1 rRNA gene is annotated in these 1,753 nt (G+C 60.0%); it reads right to left on the bottom strand.

The window, feature by feature from the left end:
- Positions 1 to 1,537: ribosomal RNA gene (locus RM446_RS24575) — 23S ribosomal RNA — on the bottom strand; the annotation flags it as partial.
- Between the last annotated feature and the right edge of the window lie 216 nt (positions 1,538 to 1,753).

Genomic DNA, 1,753 nt, shown 5'->3' with positions numbered 1-1,753 from the left:
GGTTAGCATCAGGGCTATCAACACGGGCGCACGCGCACGGGTACGGGAATATCAACCCGTTATCCATCGACTACGCCTGTCGGCCTCGCCTTAGGTCCAGACTCACCCTGGGCGGATTAACCTGCCCCAGGAACCCTTAGTCAATCGGCGCCGGAGTTTCCCACTCCGGTATCGCTACTCATGCCTGCATTCTCACTCGCACGCCCTCCACCACAAGGTCACCCCGCAGCTTCACCGGACGCACGACGCTCCCCTACCGGCCACACCAAACGATGCGGCCCCCCAGCTTCGGCGGTGCACTTCAGCCCCGCTACATTATCGGCGCAGAATCACTTGACCAGTGAGCTATTACGCACTCTTTCAAGGATGGCTGCTTCTAAGCCAACCTCCTGGTTGTCTCAGCAACTCCACAACCTTTCCCACTTAGCACACCCTTAGGGGCCTTAGCTGGAGATCTGGGCTGTTTCCCTCTCGACCACGAAGCTTATCCCCCGCAGTCTCACTGCCATGCTCCACTCCACCGGCATTCGGAGTTTATCTGACCTCAGTAACCTTGTCGGGCCCATCAGCCAAACAGTAGCTCTACCTCCGGGGAGCACCACACAACGCTGCACCTAAATGCATTTCGGGGAGAACCAGCTATCACGGAGTTTGATTGGCCTTTCACCCCTACCCACAGCTCATCCCCCAGGTTTTCAACCCTGGTGGGTTCGGGCCTCCACGAAGTCTTACCTCCGCTTCACCCTGGCCATGGGTAGATCACCCCGCTTCGGGTCCACAGCATGCGACTCACACGCCCTCTTCAGACTCGCTTTCGCTACGGCTACCCCACACGGGTTAACCTCGCCACACACCACGACTCGCAGGCTCATTCTTCAAAAGGCACGCCATCACCCCGCACTGAAGCAGAGCTCTGACGGCTTGACAGCACACGGTTTCAGGTACTATTTCACAACCCCTCACCGGGGCACTTTTCACCTTTCCCTCACGGTACTCGTCCACTATCGGTCACCAGGACGTATTCAGGCTTGACAGGTGGTCCTGCCGGATTCACACGGAATTCCTCGGGCTCCGCGCTACTCGGGGACACGCCCAATGAAGCATGATGCGCCTTCGCCTACAGGACTCTCACCCGCTACGGCGCCGCTTCCCAACGGCTTCGGCTAACACACCACACCCCACACCAGGCCGGCAGACCCAGTACAGGCGAACCCCACAACCCCGCGCACGCAACGACTGCCGTCTATTCACACGCACGCGGTTTAGCCACCATCCCCTTTCGCTCACCACTACTCAGGGAATCACTATTGTTTTCTCTTCCTGCGGGTACTGAGATGTTTCACTTCCCCGCGTCACCACCAACCGCCCTATACATTCAGACGGCGGCAACCCGACACAACTCGGGCTGGGTTCCCCCATTCGGACACCCACGGATCAACGCCCGGTTGACAACTCCCCGTGGACTATCGCGGCCTCCCACGTCCTTCATCGGCGCCTGGTACCAAGGCATCCACCGTATGCCACTCTTGCTTGGCCACCGCAGATACAAGATGCTCGCGCACACTATCCACAAATCAAACCACCAGCCACAAACCCCGCCACAACCCCGACCGCCCACCCGGGACACGGCACCAGCCGCACCCCGAGCACACGACCCGGGTCTTCGCAGGGGTGGCCAACAGGAGAACAACCCCAAGGGCCGCTCCCTCAGACACCCAACAGCGCGTGTCCACCTCAGCACCATCCCGGCACC

This window comes from Streptomonospora wellingtoniae, assembly GCF_031845375.1.
GTDB classification, from domain to species: Bacteria; Actinomycetota; Actinomycetes; order Streptosporangiales; family Streptosporangiaceae; genus Streptomonospora; species Streptomonospora wellingtoniae.
This window is presented reverse-complemented; position numbering and strand designations above follow the sequence as displayed.